Genomic DNA, 18,657 nt, shown 5'->3' on the forward strand with positions numbered 1-18,657 from the left:
GGGCGGGCAGCCTATGGACCGGCGCTGCGGATAACCGTGACCTCAGTGTGCAAGTGCACAACACTGCTGGTAGGGCCGCTTTCCGTGGCGCCTACAATGGCAGGATGACGACAGTTCCCGAGGTGTCGTCCGACGTATCGGTGGAGCTTGTCGACAGGCTGTTGCTGCGAGCGGACGAGCTGACCGACGTGCTGGTGGCGCAGATCCTGTCCGGTGACCATGCCTATGCCGAGGCGACCCGGTTGACCCACCAGGACCTGCGCCAGGCCACCTACGACAACCTGGTGACCCTGCTCGGCCAACTCGGGGGTCGCTCCCGGCCGCGGCTGGACGCCGCGCGCGCTGCCGGACGGCTCAAAGCCGAGCAACAGGTTCCGCTGGCGGCGCTGCTGCACGCGTATCGGCTGGCTGGCCGGTTGATCTGGGACCGGCTACTCGGCGAGATGGGCGGTGAGCTCACGGAATCGTTGGCGCACAAGGGCTCCGAGCTGTGGAGCATCATCGACGACTATTCGAGCGCGGCCGCGGAAGCCTACGGTGAGGTGGCGTTCGAACGCGCGCATCGCGACGCGCAGGCCCGCAGCCTCGCGTTGCGTTCGCTGCTGTCGGCCGCCGTCGACGACGGCGCGCCGCTGTGGGAAACCCTGCGCATGCTGAACCTGCCGGAGACCGGGACGTTCCTGGTGGCCAGCGCCGAAATCGTCGAGCCCGTCGCGGCCCCGCTGCGTGGCATCGAGGAACGTCTGCGCTCGATCGGCGTCCACTCGATCTGGACGGTCGAGTTCGACACCCACATCGGCTTGATCAGCCTGAAAGCGGGCGCGACGCGGGCCGAAGCCGACGCGGCGCTCGCGGGCCTGGCCACCGGCCGGGTCGGGGTGAGCCGCCCGTTCGACGATCCGCGCCGAGCCCACGACGCGCTCCACGAAGCGAAACTGGCATGCCGGTGCGCCCGGCCCGGCGATATCGAGGTCAACAGCTTCGGTGACCAGCCGATCCCGTTGCTGATTGCGCATCTGCCGGAGGTGAGCCGCCAGCTCGCCGCCGGAATTCTGGGCTCGGTCCTCGAGCTGCCCGCGATGGAGCGGGACACGCTGCTGGAGACGCTCGAGGCGTGGTTCGCCGCGGGCGGGGTGGTGGCCGACGCGGCGAAACGGCTGCACTTCCACCGCAACACCGTGCACCAACGGCTGCGGCGAATCGAAGCCCTCACCGGCCGCAGCTGTACCGATCCCACCGCGGCCGCCGAGTTCTACTTCGCCTTGCAGACAACCCGACTCGTCCGACCGCGCCAGGCGGGGTCGGACAAGTCGGGTACCGCTATCCGGCGTTGACGACTTCGGCGGGCGGGTTCTCGGCGTAGAGCTCGTCGATCTGCGCGGTGTACTTCTCGGCGATGACCTTGCGCTTGAGCTTCAAGGTGAGCGTCACCTCGTCACCGCCCGCCTCCCAGAACGTGGGCAGGATGCGGAAGCGCTTGATCTGCTCCACCCGCGAGAGCTTGCTGTTGCCCTGTGCCACACCGGCTTCGATGGCGGCCCGCACCGTGGGATCGACCGCCAGCGCGGCGGCGGAGGCGTCGGGTAGCGCGTGCTCGCGCGCGTAGGGCTCGACGGATTCGGCGTCGAGCACGATCAGCGCGGTGTTGTATGACCGGCCGTCGCCGAGCACGGCCATCGCGCCGATGAGTGGCGTGGCCGCCTTGATTGCGTTCTCGATGTTGGTGGGGGACATGTTCTTGCCCGCCGCGTTGATGATCATCTCCTTCTTGCGGTCGACGACGCGAAGATAGCCCTGGTCGTCGATGCTGACGATGTCACCGGTGCGCAGCCAGCCGTGGGCATCGATCGCCTCGGCGGTCTGTTCGGGCAGCCCCCGGTAGCCCTTCATCACCAGCGGTCCGCGCACGTGCAGTTCACCGTCGTCGGAGAGCCGTGATTCCATGCCGGGCAACAGCTTTCCGACCGCCCCGAGCTTGGCGTCGCGGGGATGGCTGACACTACAGATGCACGACAGTTCCGACATGCCCCAGATCTCGGCGATCGGGATGCCGAGACCGGCGAAGAAGGCCAGCGTCGGCGGCGGGATCGGGGCCGCGCCGGACATGGCCCACCGCACCCGGTCCAGACCGAGGGCCGCGCGCAGCTTGCTCAGCACCAGTTCGTCGGCCCGCGCCCATTCGGCGGCGAGCTCGGCGGGTACCGGTTCATCGGCGAGCTGATGCGCGGCGCGGGCCGCGGCGACCGACATCGCCCACGCCATGCCCTGGCGGCGGGTCTCGTCGGGTTCGGCCGCGACCTTGAATTCGATGGCGGCCTTGAGCTTTTCCCACACCCGCGGCACCGCGCCCCAGATCGTCGGATGCAGGTCGGCGAGGGCGGCGGCGATCAGCTTGGGATCGCCGACACTGGTCACCTGGGTGCCGAGCACCTCTTGGACATAGAGCGCGGTCAGCCGATCGGCGATGTGCGCGGTCGGCATGAACGAGGTGATGGTGTCGCCGAATTCGATGCCGAGGATGTCGGCGATGCCGTACACCTGGAACAGCAGGGCGGCATGGGTGGTCTCGACACCCTTGGGCGCGCCGGTGGTGCCCGAGGTGTAGATGAGCGTCGCGACGTCCTCGCCTCGGACGGCACGCCAGGCGGCGTCGAAGTCGAAATCGTCACGGCCCGCCGCGAGCAGATCCTTCACCGACAGGGTTCCCTCGGGCGCCTCGTCGACGCACACGATGTGGTCGACGTCGACCCCGCAGGAGGCGATCAGCTTGGCGTACTGCGGCTCGCAGATCACCACGCGCGCTTCCGCGTTGCCGAGCACGTAGGCGAGCTGTTCGGGAGAGAGGGTGTTGTACACCGAGAACGAGGTGGCGCCCAGATGCTGCGCACCGACTTCCAGGGGATAGAACTCCACCCGGTTGCTCATCATCAGTGCGACGGTGTCGCCGCGACGCACACCGAGACCGGCCAGTCCGGCGGCGACGGCGCGGACCTGGGTCGCGTACTCGGCCCAGGTGAGGGTCTTGGTGTCGCCGGGGGTGCGCAAGGCGATCGCGGTGGGGGCGATCGAGGCGGTGTGCTGGAACGCTGCGGGCAGGGTGTCGAAACGGGAAATGCTCACGAGGCAGGCACTTTCTGGGTCATGGCCGCAGGGGCGGTGTCGAGATGGGCGGCGACGAAGCGAGCCGCCGCACGATAGGCGGTTCTGGACTCGGGGACGACGACGGGGAGTGTCTGGAAGGCGTGCATCTGATCCGGCCACACCTGCAGCTCGCAGTGCGCCCCGGTGGCTTGCCAGCGGCGCGCCAGCTCGGTCGCGTCGGCGCCGAAGTACTCGGTGTCGCTGGCGTGGATCAGCGTGGGCGGCAGCCGCATTCCGTGGACGGGCTGGAGCTCGAACGGTTCGGCGGTGAAGGCGGCGATCGCCTGCCTGGCGATCTGGGTGGACAGCAGACCGTCGCGGTGCTCGTGCCTCTGGTGGCCGACCGCGATGGCCAGACTCAGGTCGGCCATCGGGGAGAACAGCACCAGCGCACCCGGTTCGGGCTGCCCCGCGCGGGCATTCTCGACGGTCAGATGAGCCGCGAGGAAGCCACCGGCCGAATCCCCGGCGACGACGATCCGGTCGGCGCTGTAGCGCCGAGTCAGCCACGCGAACGCCGCGGCCACATCGGACGGCGCGGCGGGACAGGGGTGCTCGGGGGCCAGCCGGTAGTCCAGGGTGAACACCGGAAGCTTTGTCGCGGTGGACAACCGGGACGCGACGCCGCGATACCCGAGGACCGAGCCCGCGATGAACCCGCCGCCGTGGACGTAGAGGACGACCGCGTCGGTGCGGTCGGCGCGCGGCCCTCGCACCCACTCGCCGCGGATCCCGTCCTCGTCGACGGGCTCGGTGGTCGTCGCGCGCAGCGGCGGCGCGCCCGCCCGCATGGCCTGCTCGATGAGCAGTCGCGACGGCGGCAGCGTGTAGGCGTTCACCGGCGCGAGCGCGGCCAACTGTCCCACGGTGAACGCCGACATCTGCCGCAGCGTGCGAGCCCGCAGCGACCCGCGTTCGGTGCTCATCGACGGCGCTCGATCGCCCGGATCAGCTCGTGCACCGTGGTGTCGGCGGCGAGCCGGTGGTCGAGGACGACGTTGATCGCGCCCCGCAACAGCGCGTAGGGCTCCCACCCGCTCGGCGCGATGGTGCGCGGTGCGCGGCGGGCGATGCCGTCGGCGATCGTCCGGGCCGCATGCTGCGCGGTGATCCGCACATTGAGCGGCCACGGCAGCATCCCGTCGAGCTCTTTGCCCAGGTCGTCGGTGTCGAGCATGTCGTGGGTCATCGCGGTGTCGACGATGCCGAAGTACGCGACGCCGGCGCTGGCCCCGCTCGCGGCCAGTTCCACGCGCAGCGCCCGCCCCAGCTGTTCGACCGCGGCCTTGCTCACCATGTACGGCGAGCCACCCATCCCCGGTGCGAACGCCGCGCACGACGACACCACCACGACGTGCCCGCGCGCGGACACGATGTGGTCCAGGGCCGGGTGCACGGTGTTGAACACGCCGGTGAGGTTGATCCCGATCACCCGGTCGAAGTCCGCCGGGTCCATCGTGCGCACGGTGGCGGGCACGGGCGTCACGCCCGCGTTGGCGACCACCACGTCGAGGGTGCCGAATCGGCGCACCACCTCGTCGACCGCCGCTGTCATCTGCGCCCGGTCGGCGACATCGGCGCCGATGCCGTGGGCGTCCAACCCCAACTCGTCGGCGGCCCGGCGGGCCGCGTCCGCGTCGATATCGACCACCACGACTCGCGCGCCACGGTGGGACAGGATCGCCGCCAGCTCACGGCCGATGCCCTGGGCCGCCCCGGTGATCAGGACGACCTTGCCCGCAATGTCGTAGGAGCGCGTAAACCAGGAGGCCGGCGCGAGATCGGGCAGGTTCATCATGCCGACACCTCATAGGACTCGATGTCGAACCGTCGGGTGCGGCGGCGGTATTCGAAGCTCCAGTTCGGGTACAGCCCGGCGTTGCCGCCCTCGGCGGTGGTGTAGTAGCTCTCGCAGCCGCCGGTGAGCCACACGGTCTCGGCGCTGCGCCTGCCCATCTCCTCGACGAAGTCGCGCTGGACCTGTGGCCGCACCTCGATGCGGGATTCGCCGCGGGCGCGCAGCGTGCTCAGCGCGTCGACGATGTAGGCGATCTGCGACTCGATCATGAACACCGCCGACTGGTTGCCCGCCGCACCGAACGGGCCGAGGGTGCAGAAGAAGTTCGGGAACCCGGACACCGCGGCACCGAGATAGGTCTGGGGCCGCTGCCGGAAGAGCTCGGCGATCGAGCGGCCGTCGTGGCCGACGATGCGATCGAACACGCTCGGCGTCGAGGTGAATCCGGTGCCGTAGATGATGGTGTCCACGGGGATCTCGACCCCGGCGCGGGTCACGATGGAGCGTGCGCGTACCTCGGCGATGCCGTCGGTGACGACGTCGACGTTGTCCTTGTCGAGGGCGGGGAGATAGGCGTCGGAGAAGATGGCTCGCTTGCAGCCGATCATGTAGTCCGGCGTCACCTTCGCACGCAGCTTCGGGTCGCGGATCTGGCGGCGCAGCTGGATCCGGCCCAGCAGTTCGAAGGGATGACGGAAACGGTTGTCGACGAAGCCGACCAGCCCGAAACCCTCGATCAGCGAATACCAGGTGCCACGAACAGCCTTCTGCGCCAGTGGGATCTGGCGTAGCAACCGACGCTCGAGTCCGATTGTCGGGCGGTCCATCCGTGGCACGATCCACGGCGCCGACCGCTGGAACACCGTCAGCGCGGCGACCTTCGGCTGGATCTCCGGTACGAACTGGACCGCGGAGGCGCCGGTGCCGATCACCGCGACGCGCTTGCCGGTCAGATCGTGGTCGTGGTCCCAGTGCAGGGAATGGAAGGCCGTGCCTTCGAAGGTCTCGAGACCTGGCAGCGACGGGTACTTCGCCTCGGCGAAAATGCCTGCGGCGGAGAGAAAATAGTCCGCGGTGAGCTCGCCGCGCGAGGTCTCGATGCGCCACAGCGACTGCGCGTCGTCCCAGCGCGCGTCCAGGAGTTCGGTGCCGAGCCGCACGTGCCGGATCACGTCGTTGGACTCGGCGACAGTGCGCAGGTAATCGAGGATCTCGGGCTGCTTGCCGTAGGTGCGCGACCATTCCGGGTTGGGCGCGAAGGAGTAGCTGTAGAGCTGGGAGGGGACGTCGCAGGCGCAGCCGGGGTAGGTGTTGGCCTGCCAGGTGCCGCCGAGGTCGTCGGCGCGTTCGAGCACGACGATGTCGTCGAAGCCGGCTTCGCGGAGTTTGATCGTCAGCCCGATCCCGCCGAATCCGGCGCCGAGCACGACGATGTGCGTGTGTTCTGCGGGCATGGGTCAGCCGATCCTTCCGTGCAGCACCGACACCAGGCGATCGACGACGGTGTCGATCCGGGCGCTGCGGGTGAATGTCGTGAGCGCCAGCGGCGAGGGGAACCGTTGCCGCGTAGTCGCTTTGGCGTAGGTGAACTCGCGCAGACCGTCGGGTCCGTGCACCCGGCCGAAGCCGGAGGCGCCGACCCCGCCCAGCGGCAGCGCCGGGATGGTGGCGTGCGCGACGAACGCGTTGATCGAGGTGGCGCCCGCGTCGATCCGGTCGGCGATGGCGTCGCCGTCGCGGCGGGCGAAGACGGTGGCGCCGAGGCCGTACTCCGAGTCGTTGACCCGCTCGATCGCCTCGTCCATCGACGCGACCCGGGTGACGACCAGCGTCGGGCCGAAGGTCTCCTCGGTGACCGCCGCGGCGTCGTGCGGCACATCGACCAGGATGGTCGGCTGCACGAACTGGCCCTCGATGGCGTCGAGCCCACCCAGCAGCGCCCGCCCGCCGCGCGCGAGGGCGTCCTCGATGTGCCGGTGGATCACGGCCAGCTGCTTGGGCATGGTGATCGGACCGATCTTCGCTGCCGGCCCGGCCCGCAGGCCGCGGGCCCGATCGAGCAGTTCGGTGAGGAACGTGTCGTAGACATCGGTGTGGACGTACACCCGCTCCACCCCGAGGCAGGTCTGCCCGGCATTGGCCATGCCACCCCACAGGGCGGCGTCGGCGGCGGCTTCGAGGTCGGCGTCGGCGTCGACGACGAGTGCGTCCTTGCCACCGCATTCCATGAGCACCGGCGTGAGCCGCTGCGCGCAGGCGGCCATCACGCGTTTGCCCGTCTCGGTGGAACCGGTGAATCCGATCTTGCCGACCCGGCTGCGGCACAGCGCCGCCCCGGTCTCGCCGCCGCCGGTGATCACTTGCAGCACCGGCTGTTCGGGCACGACGCGGGCGAACGCCTCGGCGAGCCAGACGCCGACTCCCGGGGTGTACTCGCTGGGTTTGAACACCACCGCGTTGCCCGCCGCAAGGGCGAACGAGATCGAGCCGAGCGGGGTGAACACCGGGTAGTTCCACGGGCCGATCACCCCGACCACACCGAAGGGGCGGTACTCGACCCGGCAGGCCTGGTTGACAGTCAACAGGCTGGGTGCGACCGATCGCGGGCCGAGCACGTCTTTCGCGTTGTGCGCGGCCCATTTCAGGTGTTCGAGCGCCATCACGATCTCGAGCGCGGCATCGGAGTGGGGCTTGCCCATCTCCTGGCTCATGACGCGAGCGAGTTCGTCACGGCCGCGGGTGATCTCGGCGCGCCAGCGATCGAGGCGACGCGCGCGTTCGTCGAAACCCGCGGTGCGCCACCAGGTCGCGGCACCGTGGGCCCGTTCGACGGCGGCCTCGACGGCGCTCTCGTCGTGGCTGGGATAGGAACCGACCAGGGCGCCGGTCGCGGGGCTGTGGACGTCGAAGCTGAGTGAGGTGGTCACGGGAGGCGTGCCTTTCGCGGTCAGAGGTCCAGCGTGAGTGCGCCACCGGCGGAACGGGACACGCAGGTGAGGAGGTGGTCGGCGCGCTCGCCCGGGGGGAGCAGTCGGTCGCGATGATCGATCGAGCCCGCGAGGACCTTGGTCTTGCAGCTGCCGCAGAACCCCTGTCGGCAGGAGTAGACGACGTCGGGGCGCACCCGGCGGATCGCGTCGAGCGCGGTTTCGGTGCTCTCGACGCGCACGGTCCGCCCGCTGCGCGCGAGGGTGATGTCGAATTCTTCGCCGTCGGTCACCGGTCGCGCCGAGAACAGTTCGGTGTGTAGCGAGGCGGAGGGATTCAGCGCGAACAGGCTGCGCTGGGCGGCGTCGAGCACCGGGGGAGGACCGCACACGTAGACCGCCGCGCCGGGGGCGGCGGTGGCCAGCAGCGCGGGCAGATCGGGTGTGCCGAACTCGTCGTCGGGGCGCACCTGGGCGCCTGCCGGGAGCTCGGCCAGGAACGGCATGGTCTCGCGCGAACGGCCCAGATAGACCAGTCGCCCTCGGGAACCGGCCGCCCGAGCCATGGGCAGGATCGGGGTGATCCCGATGCCCGCGGCGACGAACAGATACGACGGCGCGGTCTCGACGAAGGTGAAGGCGTTGCGCGGACCGCGGATGCGCAACATGTCACCGGCGCGCAGGGTGTGCATCTCCTGAGATCCGCCGCCGCCGTTGTCTATGCGGCGCACCGCGATCCGGTAGCGATGCCGGTCGCGCGGATCACCGCACAGGGAATACTGGCGCTGGCGACCCGAGGCGAGGAAGACATCGACGTGGCACCCCGGCCGCCACGACGGCAGGTACCCGCCTTCGGCGCCCGCCAGGGTCAGACTCACCACGTCGGCGGCCTCGGCGTGCACCGCTTCCACCCGGACGTCGAGATCGAAGCCGTTGTGCCGCACTGGATGCGGTGGCGACAACGCGGGCTGGGTGAAAACCTTCTTGTAGATGTCGACGGCGGCACCGATGGCCCGCAGACTCGGTGTCGCGACACTCGCGGGAGGGTTCACGCCCGAGCCGCCGGCGAATGCGCCAGATACCGCAGGGCGTTGTCCATCGAACCCAGCTGGGAGGGATGGAAACTCGGCCGCAGGTAGCGCGGCATCTCGGTGACGAAGGTGGTGAAACTCGGAATCACCCCGCGCACGGTGGCGCTGACGAACTGCCTGGCCCACGAGCGGCCCTTGTCCTCGCTCGGGTCCTGGCGATACAGGTACGCGGTCGAGATGACGAACAGCGGCAGCAGGGTGCCGCTGGCGAGCAATCCGGTACGCAGCCGCCGGGCGTAGCCGCCGTCGACGTGCATGTAGGCGTCGAACACCACGCTGCGATGCTCGACCTCCTCGGCGCCGTGCCAGCGCACCAGGTCGAGCATGGTCGGGTCCATCCCGAGCTCGGCCAGCACATCCGATTCCAGCAGCCATTCACCGATGACCGCGGTGAAATGTTCCATCCCGGCGAACAGACCGAGGCGTTCTTTGAGCCATTGCTCCTTGGCGCGCCCGGTGAGTCCCTGGTCGCCCAGGATCCGGTCGACCAGCCAGGCGATCTTGGCGACATAGGACTCGACATCGAGTCCGATCGACTGCAGATGCCGTCGGGCGCCTTCGTGGCTGCTGGCGTGCATCGATTCCTGGCCGATGAACCCGGTGACCTCCTCCCGCAGCCGCTCGTCCTGGATATAGGGCAGGGCCTCGGCCAGGCAGGTGGCCATCGCCCGTTCGCCTTCGGGGAGGACGAGATGCATCACATTGGTGACATGTGTCGCGAGTACTTCGCCCGGGATGTAGTGCAGGGGCACCGACGAGAAGTCGAAGTGCACATCCCGCGCGTGAATTGCGTGCGCTTGTTCCTGATAGGAGCGCGCCGTTGCACCGTTATCAGCCATATCGGAACCGTACAGTGCAACAAATAGTATCGCAATGTTGCAGACGGATCCGATCTGCGGTTGTGATCGGGACCCGCCGCGCCTGATACCGTCGAAGCGTGCTCTCCACCGCCGCGACCTCGGGAAATTCGCCCACCGCCGACTCTGTCGAAGAACGAATTCTCGATGCCGCCCTCGTGCAGTTCGAGCGGGTGGGCGTGCGCAAGACGACGATCGAGGACATCGCCAAAGCCGCCGATGTCGACCGAGCCACCGTCTACCGGCGGATCGGTTCGCGCGACGACGTGGTGCGCGCGGCCTTCGAACGGGAGGTGCGCCGGCTGCTCGTCGACCTGGGTGAGATCCCGGCACGCCACGACACCTTCGACGACATCGTCGTCGACGTGTTCACCACCGTGATCACGCGTTGGCGAGCGCACCCGCTGGTCGAGCGGCTTCTCACGCTGGAGGCCGACCGCCTGCTGCCCCAGCTCACCGTCGACGGGGCGTCGTTCTTCCTGCTCTCGGTCGCGGCGTCCACCGAGATCCTCCGAAAGGTGCTCGAGGACAGCCGATTCCCCGACATTCCCGACCTGAGCGCTCGGGTCGAAGTGGCCTGCCGGGTGGTGCACTCGCTGATCCTGCAGCCGGTGGGCACCATCGACACCGGCTCGGAGCAGGCATTGGCGGCATTCGCCCGCACATATGTGGTCCCGATTCTGGTGGCCGGGTCCTAGGCGCGGGGAAGCGTGCGATCGGGCTCTCGTTGACCCGGTAGGCGCCCATGTAGCTGGGTTCCTGGTCTGCGCTACTTTGTTGGCAGTCTGTCAATAGAGCCGGTCCGGCATTGACAAACACCAGGCCGGGCTGCGAAGGTACCAATTACTTGGACATCCAACTATTGGAAACCCTCCAACTGCGCACACCGCGCGACCGACATCAACGGAGTAGGACTGGCATGGTTCGCGAACTCACGCACTTCATCGGCGGCAAGCACGTCACCGGCACTTCCGGCGCCTTCGGCGACGTCTTCGATCCGAACTCCGGGCAGGTGCAGGCCAGGGTTCCGCTGGCCAGCGCCGCCGAGGTGAGCGCGGTGATCGACAACGCGGCCGCGGCTCAGCCGGTGTGGGCGGCGTTCAACCCGCAGAAGCGCGCCAGGGTGCTGATGAAGTTCGTGAACCTGGTCAACGACGAGATCGACAGCCTGGCCGCCCTGCTCTCGTCTGAGCACGGCAAGACCATCGCCGACGCCAAGGGCGACATCCAGCGCGGCCTCGAGGTCATCGAGTTCGCCATCGGCATCCCGCACCTGCTCAAGGGCGAGTACAGCGACAGCGCGGGCACCGGCATCGACGTGTACTCGATGCGTCAGCCGCTGGGCGTCGTCGCCGGCATCACGCCGTTCAACTTCCCGGCGATGATCCCGCTGTGGAAGGCAGGTCCGGCGCTGGCTTGCGGCAACGCCTTCGTGCTCAAGCCGTCGGAGCGTGATCCGTCGGTGCCGCTGCGACTGGCCGAGCTGTTCCTCGAGGCCGGTCTGCCGCCGGGGGTGTTCAACGTGGTCAACGGTGGCAAGGAAGCCGTCGACACGATCTTGGGCGACAAGCGGATCAAGGCGGTCGGTTTCGTCGGTTCGACCCCGATCGCCCAGTACATCTACGAGACCGCGACCGCCAACGGCAAGCGGGCGCAGTGTTTCGGTGGGGCCAAGAACCATGCCGTCGTGATGCCCGATGCCGACCTCGACGATGTCGCCGATCAGCTGATCGGTGCGGCGTACGGGTCCGCGGGTGAGCGTTGTATGGCGCTGTCGGTGGCGGTGCCGGTGGGGCAGGAGACCGCTGATCGGCTGGTCGCCAAGCTCACCGAGCGGGTGCACAAGCTCAATGTCGGCCGATCCGACGACGCGGGCGCGGACTTCGGGCCGCTGGTCGGGCTCGACGGTGTGAACCGGGTCAACGACTACGTCCAGATCGGTGTCGACGAGGGTGCCGACCTGGTGGTCGACGGCCGCGGCCTGAGCGTCGAGGGCGCTGAGAACGGCTTCTTCGTCGGCGCGAGCCTGTTCGACAATGTCACTGCCGACATGCGGATCTACAAAGAAGAGATCTTCGGACCGGTGCTCACCGTGGTGCGCGCGGGCGACTACGAAGAAGCGCTGAAGCTGGTCGACGAGCACGAATACGGCAACGGTGTCGCGATCTTCACCCGCGACGGTGACACAGCTCGGGATTTCTCGTCTCGGGTGCAGGTCGGCATGGTCGGTGTGAATGTGCCGATTCCGGTGCCGATCGCCTACTTCACCTTCGGTGGCTGGAAGGGCTCGGGCTTCGGCGATCTCAACCAGCACGGCCCGGATTCGATCCGGTTCTACACCAAGACCAAGACGGTGACCCAGCGTTGGCCTGCCGGGCTCAAGGAGTCCAACGCGTTCGTCATCCCGACGATGGACTGAGGCGGCGATGTTCACCCTCGATGAGGACGAGCGCGCGATCGGCGAGACCGCGCGCCAGTTCGCCGACGAGTTCCTGGCGCCCAACGCGCTGGATTGGGATGAGCGCAAACACTTCCCGGTCGACGTGCTGCACAAGGCGGGCCCGCTCGGGCTCGGCGGCATCTCGGTGCGCGCCGATGTCGGCGGCTCCGAACTGCGCAGGCTCGACGCGGTGCGGATCTTCGAACAGCTCTCGACCGGGTGCCCCTCGGTCGCGGCGTACATCTCGATCCACAACATGGCGACCTGGATGATCGACGCCTACGGCACCGAGCAGCAGCGCCACCGGTGGGTGCCGGGAATGGCCGCGCTGGAGCTGCTCGGCAGTTACGCGCTCACCGAACCGGGCGTCGGATCCGACGCGGCGGCCTTGAGCACCAAGGCCGTTCGCGACGGCGAGGACTACATCCTGTCCGGCGCCAAGCAATTCATCTCCGGCGCCGGCGCCAACGACGTGTACGTGATGATGGTGCGAACCGGCGGCGACGGCCCGCGCGGCATTTCGGCGCTGATCGTCCCGGCCGACACACCGGGTCTGACGGTGGGACCGAACGAACGGAAGATGGGCTGGAACGCGCAGCCGACCAGGCAGGTGATCCTCGACGGTGCCAGGGTGCCGGTCGCCAACCGCCTCGGCGAGGAGGGCGAGGGCTTCTCGATCGCGATGAACGGCCTCAACGGCGGCCGGCTCAATATCGCCGCCTGCTCGATCGGCGGCGCGCAGGCCGCGCTCGACAAGACGGTCCGCTACCTCACCGAACGTCACGCCTTCGGAAAACCCTTGGTGCGCAACGAGGCATTACAGTTCGAGCTGGCCGATATGGCCACCGAACTGGAGGCGGCGCGGACCCTGCTGTGGCGAGCCGCCGCCGCGCTCGACGCGGACGCGCCGGACAAGGTGTCGCTGTGCGCGATGGCGAAGCGATTCGCCACCGACACCGGTTTCGACGTGGCCAACAAGGCGCTGCAATTGCACGGTGGTTACGGCTACCTGCACGAATACGGCCTGGAGAAGATCGTGCGTGACCTGCGGGTGCACCAGATCCTCGAGGGCACCAACGAAATCATGCGGGTGGTTGTCGCCCGCTCGCTGATCGGAGCAGCATGACCGACGAACCCGAGGTGCTGATCGCCGTCCGTGACGGTCTCGGCGTGATCACCCTGAACCGGCCCAAGGCCATCAACGCGCTCAATCACGCGATGACACTGGCCATCACCGACGCGCTGCGCTCCTGGGCCGGCGACGACGCGGTGCGCGCCGTCGTGGTCACCGGCGCGGGGGAGCGTGGGCTGTGCGCGGGCGGTGACATCGTCGCCATCCATGCCGACGCGAAAGGCGGGACGGCGGGCGCCGATTCGCCCACCGGGCGGTTCTGGCGCGACGAGTACCACCTCAACGCACTGATCGGCAGCTATCCCAAGCCGTATGTGGTGGTCATGGACGGCATCGTGATGGGCGGTGGGGTCGGCCTGGCCGGGCACGGCAGCCACCGCATCGTCACCGAACGGTCCAAGATCTCGATGCCCGAGGTCGGCATCGGTTTCGTCCCCGATGTCGGCGGCACCTACCTGCTCTCGCGGGCGCCCGGCGAGCTCGGTACCCACGTGGCGCTGACCACCGCGCGGATGACCGCGGGCGACGCGATCGCGGCCGGATTCGCCGACTATTACGTGCCCTCCGACGCGCTACCCGAGCTGCTCGACGCGCTGGGCACCGTGGGCGTCGACGCGGCGATCGCGAAGTTCGCCGAGTCCGCCCCGGCCTCGGATCTGCTCGCACAGCAGCGCTGGATCGACGCTTGCTACAGCGCGGACACCGTCGAGGAGATCGCGGCCCGGCTGCAGGCCGACGAAGCGCCCGAGGCCGCCGAGGCAGCCGCTGCTCTGCTCGCGAAATCCCCTGTCGCACTGAAGGTCACGCTGCGGGCCTTGCGTGCCGCGCAGGACCTGCCGAGCCTCGAGGCGGTGCTGGACCAGGAATACCGGGTCTCGGTCGCCTCGCTCGGCTCGCACGATCTGGTCGAGGGCATCCGCGCCCAGGTGATCGACAAGGACCGCAATCCCCAGTGGCGGCCCGCGACCCTCGCCGAGGTGACCGACGATCAGGTGGCGGCGTACTTCGCCGGTCTGGGTGCGGCGGAACTGGGTTCGACGACAGCGGAGGCACAGCGATGACGAAGACGATCGGTTTCCTCGGGCTCGGCCACATGGGCGGCCCGATGGCGGCGAATCTGGTGCGCGCGGGCTACGACGTGCTCGCCTACGACCCGGTCCCCGCCGCGCAGGACCAAGCGCGTGCCGACGGCGCGACGGTGGTGGCCACCGCCGCCGAGGCCGCCGCCGACCGTGACGTGGTGATCACCATGCTGCCCAACGGCAAACTCGTCCTCGACGTGTATGCCGAGCTGCTGCCCGCCGCCGCGCCGGGAACCCTGTTCCTGGACTGTTCCACCATCGATGTCGCCGATGCGAAAGCCGCTGCGGCGCAAGCTGTGACGGCCGGTCATCGACCGCTGGACGCGCCGGTCTCCGGTGGGGTGGCCGGTGCCACCGCGGGCACCCTCACCTTCATGGTCGGCGGCGCGGCCGCCGACTTCGCCGACGCGAGCGATGTGCTCGCGGTGATGGGCGGCAAGGTGGTGCACTGCGGTGACTCCGGCGTCGGTCAGGCCGCCAAGATCTGCAACAACATGCTGCTCGGGATCTCCATGATCGGCCTGTCGGAGGCGCTGGTGCTCGGTGAGCGGCTCGGCCTGAGCCACCAGTCGTTCTTCGACGTGGTCTCCACCGCATCCGGTCAGAGCTGGGCGCTGACCAGTTACTGCCCGGTGCCCGGCCCGGTCCCGACCAGCCCGGCCAACAACGACTACCAGCCCGGCTTCGCCACCGCGCTGATGTCGAAGGACCTCACCCTGGCCGCGAACGCGTTGCAGGCCAACGGGATCGACGGTCAGCTCGGCGAACTCGCGGCCGCGATCTACGCGCGGTTCAACCAGACCGACGCCGGGCGCGACTTCTCTGCCATCGTCACCGACATCCGGGACCGTTCCGCGGAGGCCGACCGATGACCGAGGCTGACAGCTAGGTGCGAACCGACACTGCGCCGCTCGGTCTGCGGGGGCCCGCCGCGCGGGCCCGCCGCAGACAGGCGGTGTTGGCCGCCGCGCAAGACGTGTTCGTCACGCACGGCTATCACGGCGCCCGGATGGACGAGATCAGCGCGCGGTCCGGGATCAGCAAACCGGTGCTCTACGACCACTTCGCGGGCAAACTCGATCTGTATCTCGCTGTGCTGCAGCACAATCTGGACCGGATGGTCGACGGCGTCCGGGCCGCGGTCGCCCGCGACACCGATCCGCGGCGGCGGGTGCGCCGGGCGGTGATGTCCTACTTCGACTTCGTCGAACACGACGTCGGCGGGTATGTGCTGGTGTTCGAATCGCCGGTGCCCAGCGAACCGTCCGTCGAATGGCGGGTAAACACCGCGATGCGCGACTGCGCCGCCCTGGTGAGCGTCGAATTGCGCGCGGGTGGTGTGGACGAGGCCAGAGCCGAGATGCACGCCTGGGCGCTGGTCGGTATCAGCCGCCTCACGGCCGGTCACTGGCTGGAGGCCGGGCGGCCGATCTCGAAAAGCGACGCGGTCGACACCGCGGCCGCCCTGTGCTGGAACGGATTATCGACAGTCGATCGACAACAGGAAGAACAAGAACAGTCATGGCTCAGGCTTTCGCATTGACCGAATCCGACGACGCGTTCCTCGCGAGCGCGGCGAACCGCTACGTCCACGTCATCGACATTCCCGCGCCGCCGTCGGCGGTGTGGGCGGCCCTGACCGCCGACGACGCCCTGGTGTCGTGGTCCGGGCTGGTCACCGGCATGCGGTGGACCACACCGCGCCCGTTCGGCGTCGGCACCTGCCGTGTCGTCGCCCTCGGGCGCATCGCCGCGCTGACCGAACGCTTCTACCGCTGGGACGACCAGCGGCGCATGACCTTTACCGTCGACTTCGCCTCGATCCCCGGCCTGCGCCGCTTCGCCGAGGACATCGAGCTGACGCCGACGGCCACGGGAACCCGGCTGACGTGGACCTTCGCCGTGGAGGGCAAGCCCGCGCTGCAACTGCTGCTGCGCTCGACGAGCGCGGTGACCGAGCGGATCACCGGCTCCATCGCCAAGGGCATCGCGGGCAGTGTCGCCGCGACAGCACCGAACAGCGGCCCTGCGGTCTGACGGTAGGTCGTCTGCGGCTCATCCCTTGAGCCGCAGCACCGCCAGCACCCTGCGATGGCGGGTATCCGACGGTGGCAGATCGAGTTTGGTGAAGATATTGCCGATGTGCTTCTCGACGGCCCGCTCGGTGACGGTGAGCGAGGTGGCGATGGCGTTGTTGGTGAGGCCCTGCGCCATCAGTTCGAGCACCTCCCGCTCGCGCGGGGTGAGCCGGGCGAGCGAATCCTGTTGCCGGGAAGCACCCATCAGCTGACTCACCACCTCGGGATCGAGTGCGGTGCCGCCGGTGGCGACCCGGTGCAGCGCGTCGACGAAGTCACCGACGTCGGCGACGCGATCCTTGAGCAGGTAGCCGACGCCGCTGGCGCCGGCGGCGAGAAGCTCTGTGGCGTATCGGGTTTCGATCCACTGCGAGAACACGAGCACGCCGGTATCCGGATACTTCCTGCGCAGTTCGATGGCGGCCAGCAGACCCTCGTCGGTGAAGCTGGGCGGCATCCGCACATCCACCACCGCGACATCGGGCCGGTGGGCGTCGACGACCTCGCTCAGCGACGTCGCGTCGCCGACCATCGCCACCACCTCGTGTCCGCGTTCGGTGAGCAGCCCGGCCAGCCCGTCGCGCAGGATCGCGCTGTCCTCGGCGATCACCACCCGCAACGGTCCGTGCGCACCGCCCGCGGTCACTGCGGGCCCTCGTTCGGCAGGATCATGGTCACCACGGTAGGCCCACCGGCGGGACTGTCGACGGTGAGCGTGCCGTCGACAGCGAGAGCACGAGCGGCGAGCCCGGCCAGCCCACTGCCGGTGACGGTCTGCGTGCCGGGGCGGGGCGCACCACCGATTCCGTTGTCCCGCACGGTGACCGCGATGGATCGCAGACTGTCGGGCAGCACCGACACCGCCACCCGGTTCGCGTGCGCGTGTTTGACCACATTGGTGAGTAGTTCGGCGACGGAGAAGTAGGCGATCGCCTCGATGGCCGGGCTCGGTCGCCGCAGGATCTGCACACGCAGGTCGACCGGCACCGCGCAGCGGGCGGTGAGCGTCTCCAGGGCCGGGCCGAGGCCGAGTTCGAGCGCGGGTGGATGGATGCCACGCACCAGTTCGCGCAGTTCGGTGAGCGCCTCCTTGGAGTTGGCGCGCGCCTCGGCGATGAGATCACGGGCGTCGCCGCCCGCGGCCAGGCGTTCTTCGGCCCTGCCCAACGCCATGGCGATGGTGACCAGCCGCGCCTGCGTGCCGTCGTGCAGGTCGCGCTCGACCCGGCTCAAGGTGGCGGTCGCGTCGTCCACCGCGGCGCGTCTGCTGGCCCGCAATTGCGCCAGTTGCCGGTCGCGCGGTGTCGCCGCCAACAGGTGCACGATCAGCATCCGATGCACCCAGCAGAGTGCCCGGATCAGCCACGGCAGCGCGAAGCACAGCAGGATGCCGATCCCGGACATTGCGAGCGCCCGGGGCCAAGTGTCGATGTAGAACGTTCCGAACTGCGCGAGACTGTGGTGTTCCACGCCGTTGTCGTCTACCTGCACCGGATCGAGCAGCGCCCACGGAATGGGCGAGACAGCCGTGAACCCGACCATCGCGATCATCACGAGGACGACCCAGCCCACCGCGACACCGAGCACCGACTGCGCGAGCAGGAACAACACCGCCCGCCAGCTCGGCCGATCGGTGAACGCACTCTTCAGGAAGCCGAAAAAGCCGCTCGACCTGGTGAAATCCGGTGGTGATTCGACATGGGCGCCGAGCAGCCCGCGCCCGAGGAACCGGTAGATCCGGCCCCAGACCCGCCCGCCGAGCAGCACCCCCGCCAGCACCGGAATACCGATCAGCACGATCGACGCGTACAGCCCGCCGCCGAACCCGAAGAACAGGTAGCACACGGCCGCACAGCCCAGCACGAACGACAGGACCAGATAAGTGAGCTCCTTCCACGTCCTGGCCTCGAACGGTGCGCGCAGGATCGCACCCAGCGGGCCCCTCCGGCGCTGCGGTGTCTCCTGCCTGGCATCGAGCGCCACGGTGGGTTCGCCGGCGATGTCGACCACGAGTGTCTGCTCGGCTGGTGTCTCGGTCATGACTCCATGGTTGTCGTCGCGGGCCGGAAATACGATCGAGCTGTCCACCGAGTCGATGGTGTAGCGAGCTA

17 protein-coding genes are annotated in these 18,657 nt (G+C 68.8%); 8 read left to right on the top strand and 9 right to left on the bottom strand.

The genetic code is table 11. From position 1 onward, the window contains the following. Window positions 1–104: 104 nt before the first annotated feature. On the top strand, window positions 105–1,334 hold the full coding sequence (locus ACFTS5_RS13770) for a PucR family transcriptional regulator (protein WP_378630769.1): 1,230 nt from the start codon (window positions 105–107) through the stop codon (window positions 1,332–1,334). Here the strand turns inward: ACFTS5_RS13770 and fadD11 are convergent. The 7 genes from fadD11 to ACFTS5_RS13805 are packed head-to-tail and all read right to left on the bottom strand — an operon-like array spanning window position 1,321 to window position 9,796. Beyond that, window positions 1,321–3,120, bottom strand: a complete 1,800-nt coding sequence (gene fadD11, locus ACFTS5_RS13775; protein ID WP_378630770.1) for a fatty acid--CoA ligase FadD11 — start codon at window positions 3,118–3,120, stop codon at window positions 1,321–1,323. The two genes, ACFTS5_RS13770 and fadD11, sit on opposite strands and share 14 nt — an antisense overlap. After that, entirely contained in the window at window positions 3,117–4,067 is a 951-nt protein-coding gene (locus ACFTS5_RS13780; protein WP_378630771.1) for an alpha/beta hydrolase, read from the bottom strand. The genes fadD11 and ACFTS5_RS13780 overlap by 4 nt, the downstream gene beginning before the upstream one ends. After that, entirely contained in the window at window positions 4,064–4,936 is an 873-nt protein-coding gene (locus tag ACFTS5_RS13785; protein ID WP_378631443.1) for a short-chain dehydrogenase/reductase, read from the bottom strand. Before ACFTS5_RS13785 ends, ACFTS5_RS13780 begins: the two co-directional genes overlap by 4 nt. Beyond that, window positions 4,936–6,393, bottom strand: coding sequence for a flavin-containing monooxygenase (locus tag ACFTS5_RS13790; protein WP_378630772.1), 1,458 nt, complete (start codon window positions 6,391–6,393; stop codon window positions 4,936–4,938). Before ACFTS5_RS13790 ends, ACFTS5_RS13785 begins: the two co-directional genes overlap by 1 nt. A 3-nt stretch (window positions 6,394–6,396) precedes the next feature. Further along, complete coding sequence (locus ACFTS5_RS13795) at window positions 6,397–7,890, bottom strand: aldehyde dehydrogenase family protein (RefSeq protein WP_378631444.1); 1,494 nt, start codon at window positions 7,888–7,890, stop codon at window positions 6,397–6,399. Further along, window positions 7,887–8,918, bottom strand: coding sequence for a PDR/VanB family oxidoreductase (locus ACFTS5_RS13800; protein WP_378630774.1), 1,032 nt, complete (start codon window positions 8,916–8,918; stop codon window positions 7,887–7,889). The genes ACFTS5_RS13795 and ACFTS5_RS13800 overlap by 4 nt, the downstream gene beginning before the upstream one ends. Then, on the bottom strand, window positions 8,915–9,796 hold the full coding sequence (locus ACFTS5_RS13805; RefSeq protein WP_378630776.1) for a metal-dependent hydrolase: 882 nt from the start codon (window positions 9,794–9,796) through the stop codon (window positions 8,915–8,917). The genes ACFTS5_RS13800 and ACFTS5_RS13805 overlap by 4 nt, the downstream gene beginning before the upstream one ends. A 98-nt stretch (window positions 9,797–9,894) precedes the next feature. Between ACFTS5_RS13805 and ACFTS5_RS13810 the strand changes: the two genes are divergently transcribed. The 7 genes from ACFTS5_RS13810 to ACFTS5_RS13840 all read left to right on the top strand — a co-directional run bounded on the left by ACFTS5_RS13810 (window position 9,895) and on the right by ACFTS5_RS13840 (window position 16,505). Next, a complete protein-coding gene (locus ACFTS5_RS13810; RefSeq protein ID WP_378630777.1) occupies window positions 9,895–10,512 on the top strand; it encodes a TetR/AcrR family transcriptional regulator in 618 nt (205 codons plus the stop codon). A gap of 221 nt (window positions 10,513–10,733) precedes the next feature. Beyond that, window positions 10,734–12,233 carry a CoA-acylating methylmalonate-semialdehyde dehydrogenase gene (locus tag ACFTS5_RS13815; RefSeq protein WP_378630779.1) on the top strand — a complete coding sequence of 500 codons (1,500 nt, stop codon included), beginning with the start codon at window positions 10,734–10,736 and terminating at the stop codon, window positions 12,231–12,233. 7 nt (window positions 12,234–12,240) lie between these two features. Continuing rightward, window positions 12,241–13,380, top strand: coding sequence for an acyl-CoA dehydrogenase family protein (locus ACFTS5_RS13820; RefSeq protein WP_378630781.1), 1,140 nt, complete (start codon window positions 12,241–12,243; stop codon window positions 13,378–13,380). Further along, window positions 13,377–14,447 (top strand): enoyl-CoA hydratase/isomerase family protein, encoded by a 1,071-nt coding sequence (locus ACFTS5_RS13825; protein WP_378630782.1) that lies wholly within the window; start codon window positions 13,377–13,379, stop codon window positions 14,445–14,447. Before ACFTS5_RS13820 ends, ACFTS5_RS13825 begins: the two co-directional genes overlap by 4 nt. Next, window positions 14,444–15,340 carry a 3-hydroxyisobutyrate dehydrogenase gene (mmsB, locus tag ACFTS5_RS13830; RefSeq protein WP_378630784.1) on the top strand — a complete coding sequence of 299 codons (897 nt, stop codon included), beginning with the start codon at window positions 14,444–14,446 and terminating at the stop codon, window positions 15,338–15,340. The genes ACFTS5_RS13825 and mmsB overlap by 4 nt, the downstream gene beginning before the upstream one ends. Before the next feature lie 17 nt (window positions 15,341–15,357). Continuing rightward, window positions 15,358–16,011: a TetR/AcrR family transcriptional regulator gene (locus ACFTS5_RS13835; RefSeq protein ID WP_378630786.1), complete on the top strand. Its 654-nt coding sequence runs from the start codon at window positions 15,358–15,360 to the stop codon at window positions 16,009–16,011. Continuing rightward, the gene (locus ACFTS5_RS13840; RefSeq protein WP_378630787.1) at window positions 16,008–16,505 is read left to right on the top strand and encodes an SRPBCC family protein; all 498 of its coding nucleotides are present in this window, start codon (window positions 16,008–16,010) and stop codon (window positions 16,503–16,505) included. Before ACFTS5_RS13835 ends, ACFTS5_RS13840 begins: the two co-directional genes overlap by 4 nt. Window positions 16,506–16,523: 18 nt before the next feature. Here ACFTS5_RS13840 and ACFTS5_RS13845 read toward each other — a convergent pair whose 3' ends face one another. Together ACFTS5_RS13845 and ACFTS5_RS13850 are read right to left on the bottom strand one after the other, a co-directional pair. Next, on the bottom strand, window positions 16,524–17,165 hold the full coding sequence (locus ACFTS5_RS13845) for a LuxR C-terminal-related transcriptional regulator (RefSeq protein ID WP_378631445.1): 642 nt from the start codon (window positions 17,163–17,165) through the stop codon (window positions 16,524–16,526). A 23-nt stretch (window positions 17,166–17,188) separates the two neighbouring features. Continuing rightward, window positions 17,189–18,586 (bottom strand): sensor histidine kinase, encoded by a 1,398-nt coding sequence (locus ACFTS5_RS13850; protein WP_378630789.1) that lies wholly within the window; start codon window positions 18,584–18,586, stop codon window positions 17,189–17,191. Window positions 18,587–18,657 lie beyond the last annotated feature (71 nt).

Origin of the sequence: Nocardia sp. NPDC056952, from assembly GCF_042674185.1 — a bacterium.
GTDB lineage: Bacteria > Actinomycetota > Actinomycetes > Mycobacteriales > Mycobacteriaceae > Nocardia.